The 4,772-nt window shown below is 66.1% G+C and carries 1 protein-coding gene; it reads right to left on the bottom strand.

From position 1 onward, the window contains the following. Positions 1-4,658 (bottom strand): DNRLRE domain-containing protein (locus ACIBVP_RS45690; RefSeq protein WP_396112821.1); only part of this gene is annotated, 4,658 nt, incomplete at its 3' end. Positions 4,659-4,772: the final 114 nt, after the last annotated feature.

Below are 4,772 nucleotides of genomic sequence, written 5' to 3'. Positions count from 1 at the left end.
ACGAACTTCGTGGTGCGGGTGATCCCGGTCTTGTGCGGAACCCGGGCCTCGACAAGGCTCGCGCGTTCGTCGTAGACCAGGGTGGTGGCGTTGTTCTCCGCGTCGGTTTGGGTGACGACGTTGCTGTCGCGGTCGTAGTCGACGCTGGTGATGTTGCCGTCCGGGTCGGTGCCGGTGCGTTGCCGGTGGTTGCGGTCGTAGGTGACCTTCGCGGTGTAGTCCTCGGTGTCCGCGGTGGCGTTCTTCCGCGGGTCGACGATGGTGGTGACGTTGCCGACGTTGTCGTACCGGTAGGTGGTTTTGTTGCCGGCGGCGTCGACGGTGTCGGTGAGCTGGTAGATGGGGTCGTAGGTGTAGCGGGTGACGTAGTCGTTCGGGTCGGTCGGGGTGAGGGTGCCCAGCGGTTGAGTTTGGGTGAGGAGGTTGCCGACCTTGTCGTAGCCGAACGCGGACACCCGCGCCGGTCCGGTCGGGGTGTCCTTCGGGGCGGTGACCGTGACCGGTTGGTCCATGGGGTCGTAGGTCGCGGTGGTGACCGCGCCGTTGGGGGCGGTGGCCTGCTCGATGTTGTCGTTCGGGTCGTAGACCGGGGCGAGGGTGGTGATGTACTCCCCCGCGGCCTGGTCCTTCGGGACCCGGGTCTCGAGTGGACGGCCGAACGTGTCGTAGGTGGCGCTGGACGTCTTGCCGCGTGGGTCGGTGAGGGAGGTGGGGTTGCCGCGCGGGTCGAGCACCATCGTCGAGGTGTGAGTCAGCGGATCGGTGGTGCTGCGCGGCAGCCCGTTCGGGTGGTAGTCGCCGTAGGTGGTGGTGTTGCTGTTGGCGTCGGTGACCGTCGCGAGTTGGCCGTACTGGTCGTAGGTGTAGACGGTCTGGTAGTCCCCCACCTCGGGGGTGGCAACGCCCTTGGGGTCGGTGACGTGGGTCAGGTTGCCCTTGGGGTCGTAGGAGAACACCCACTTGCGGCCCTCGGGGCTGGTCTTGCTGGCGAGTTCAGCGGTGTAGCCACCGAGTCCGGTCTGATAGGTCAGGGCCGTGGGCGGGGTGTTGTTCGCGACGGCCTCGGCGTCCCGGATTTCGAGGGGATACCCGGTCTTCGGGTCGTACCGCCACGTGGAGACCGCCTCGTTCGCTTCGGTGAGCGACACCACGTTGTGGTCGGCGTCCCAGGTCAGGGTGGTGGTCTCGTTCTTGGCGTTGAGCGAGGTGACCGGGCGGCCGAACCCGTCCATGTGGTAGCGGGTCGTATTGCTCTCCGCGTCCGTGACGACCACGTCCATCTCGGCGTCTTGCGGGCCGTCCGGGTCGGTGTAGGCGAACGTCGTGACGTTGTCCCGCCGATCGCGAATGGTGTGGACCTTCCACTTGTCCTGCGGATCCACCGGGGCGGTGTAGTAGGTCAGGTTGGTGTCGTTGCCGCGCGGGTCGGTGACGCGCACGAGTTTGACGTTCTTGTTGCCCTGCGTGGCGTCGTAGTCGAAATGGAACGGCTTCGGCTGCGAACTGCCTGCCCCGTCGACCACGTCGGTCAGGAGGCCCTTGTCGCTGTAGGCGAACGTCAGGGTCCGGCCGGAAATGTCGCGGACCGTCTTGATCTGGTCGATGATGTGCGGGTTCTGGGTGTCGGTCTTGGTGTAGTAGTCGAGCACCATCGTCTGCCGCCCGGCTGGGTCGGTGACGTAGGCGAGGAACTTCCGCGGCTGGTTGTTCGACTTGCGCTCGGTGTAGGTGAAGGACTGCTCGTTGCCGTTGCGGTCCCGGATCGCCGAGAGCCAGCCTTCGGTGTCGAACCAGAACTCGGTGCGGTCCGGTGAGGTCATCACCCACCGCCGCGACGTGTCCGCACCCGCCCTGCGCTGCAGATACAGGTGCACACCCTTGGGGCTGACGTAGGTCCATGCCGCGGGGTCGGTGGAGTCGTGCTTGTCCAGCAGGAACACATGGGTGGTGCCGTCCCCGTCCGGCAACGTCACCCGCGACGGATAGTCCTGCCCCTTCGGATGCAACTCAAGCGAAGCACCCAACCGCACCAGCCCGGACGCCGCGAGGGACCAGCCGTAACCGGAGGTCGTGGTGGCCGTGTCCAGGGAGTTGTAGGTCAACCGGAGGAAGGTGTTCAGGCCACGGCCCGGATTGGTGAACGCGTCGTAAGAGAACACCACGTTCCCCGCATACTGGTTCACCAGCAGATTCGAGCCCGCACCCGTCGCCGTCCCGGTGTAGGAGTAGAACTTCTCCAGCCCCAGCTGATCCGAGGTCGGGTCCTCCACCGACACGTTCTGCGGCAACGCCGGCGGCCCACCCGACGCGGACAGCCACGCACCGGTGGTCTTGTTCCGCAGATCCCAGGACAGGACCTGCTGCTCACGCATGTTGTTCTCGACACCCTGCAAGGTGGTCTTCACGTTCGCCGCCACCGTGACCGTCTGCCCCGGCGCGATGTCGGTGGGCAGGGCGGTGTCGATCCGGTTCGTGCCGGTGATGTCCGTGCCGTCCGGCAGGGACCACTTCTGCGACAGGGCGTAGTCCGCCGCCCGCCACGTCGTCGTCGTGGTGTTCGTGACGGTCACGGGGACGGTGCGCTGCTCGTCGGACACCATCCGCACCGTCGGCGTGTCCGGCGCGTGATACGTCAGCTCCGCAGTGGGCGCGGTGTAGGTGACCGTCAGGCTGGGGCGTAGCCGGACTTCGGGGGCCTCGCTGGACAGCATCAGCACCCGCTGCTTGGCCGTACCTGCCTCGTTGCGGACCTTGAGCAGGTAGCCGTGGTTCGTGGCCGGGTTGTCCACCCAGCCCTGCACCACCGCCGCGTTCTCCCAGATATGCATGAACGGCTTGTCCTGGATCCCCACCACCTGATCCAGCAGCGGACCGAAATCACCGCCCGCGCTCGTCCACGCCGTCGCGGTCGAGGCCCGCGCCCACGTCGCCTGCGTCTCCACGAACGGTTTCGACAGGACGTGGGCGTCGAACGTCGCGCCAGAGCCGTTGGAGTAGAACCCCCACGCGGTCATGTCCGCGTCCATGATCCGCGCATTCGCGGGCAGCCGCGACAGGTCGAACTTCATGACCGCGCGGGTGTTCCCATAGGTGCCGGAGTTGTTGCCCACCATCAGCCACGGCTTCCCCGCGAGCGCATCCAGATTCGTGGTCGGCTGCGCCGAGGCGATCGTGGTGTCCGCGACCGCTCCGGTGATCACCTGCTGCACCAAACCAGCCTTCGGCAACCTGACCAGCTGTGTGGGGCCCGGGATCAGCTGCCCGGCACGGGTTTTCGCCGCCACCATGTAGTAGAACGCGTTCCCGAAAGGCTCCGGTGAATCCGCCGGTGTCGGCACCGCGGTCGTGTCCGTGAACCCCGTCGCCGACGTCGCCAGCGGCGCGACCAACGTCGAGCGAGACGGCGTGAACGTCTGGAACACCGCCCGGTGGACCTGCAGCTCCACCACATCATCGCCAGGGTCGGCAGGGTCCGGGTCATCCGGGACATACGCAGGCCACGCCAGCACCGCACCGGTCGCGGTGATCGTCTCCGGCGGCCGCAGATCCACCGACGGGCGGCCCCACGACAACACCAGCTTCGGCCGGTTCACCGTCTCCCCGTTGTATTCGTACTCCGCCGCCTGATAAATCACCCCGCCCCGGCCGATCGTTTCCAGATTCGACAACGCCTTCACGATCACACCGTGATTCGCCGACGGCGCCCCCACCCAGCCCTGCGCGATATTCCTGATATCAAACTCATGCCACACATGCGCCGGTGCCCCCGCCGCTTTCACTGGTGTCGACAACCCCGCCACCTGCGACACATTCGACCCCAGTGAATTCCACGTTACCGTGTCCTCATCCCATTCCGCCGTCACCTGACGCGACTGGAACGTCACCGAATTCGCGTTCGTGTGCAGCTCGTTGTCGTAATACAACCGCATCACCGCACCGGTCAGCGCCGTCCCCGCCGGCACCACCGACACATCGAACTCCAGCAACGACCGCGCGATACCAAACCGCTGCACACCACCCGAGGTGTACTCATCCGTACCTACCGACAACCGGTAACAAACATCCGCGTTCGCGATCACACAACCGCCGTCCGCGCGGTTCGGTGTGTCCGACCAGATCTGCGCGTCCTTACCCGTCGTCGGAGTCGGCTCCACCCGGATCGTCGGATCCACCACCACCGGAAACTTCCGGTCGCTACTCCCCAACCATTCCTCGTCCGCCTTCACCGTGACAACAAAATCCGCGCCACGCTGCTCAACGGTCTGCGTCACCCTGTCACTGAAACCCCCACGGCGATCACCCGAAGAATCCACCATAAACGGCGCCGGAACCGTGAACACCGGCGGAGACTCCGGCGACCGGACATCAAAAAACTTGATCGAACCGTCCGACTCCGCCCGCGCCGTCACCCCCGCCAACCGCATCGTGAACCGGAACTCCGGATTCTCCACCGGCCCCGCCAAAACAATGTTCTTCCGCACCCCCTCCGCCGTCACCACATACCGCACATCCGCCCCAGGAAACACCCCCGGATACGTCACCGACGCGCCATCCACCCTCGGCGTCACACTCCGCGTCGCGGTATCGATTCCCAGCGCGACCTGCCGGCCCGCGTGCTCGAACCGCACCAGCCGATCAGTCCGCTCCCCGAACCGCACCGCGAAACCATTCCGGTCACTCACATACCGGTACCCGTCCCTGGCGGACTCACGCACCCTCGGGTCGATGTCCCGCCACGTCCCAGCCGCGTCGCGGTACCGGGTCGGTTCCGG

Origin of the sequence: Actinophytocola sp. NPDC049390 (assembly GCF_044466355.1) — a bacterium.
GTDB lineage: Bacteria > Actinomycetota > Actinomycetes > Mycobacteriales > Pseudonocardiaceae > Actinophytocola.
Note: the sequence above shows the minus strand (reverse complement) of the source record. Positions and strands in the feature narration are given on the sequence as shown.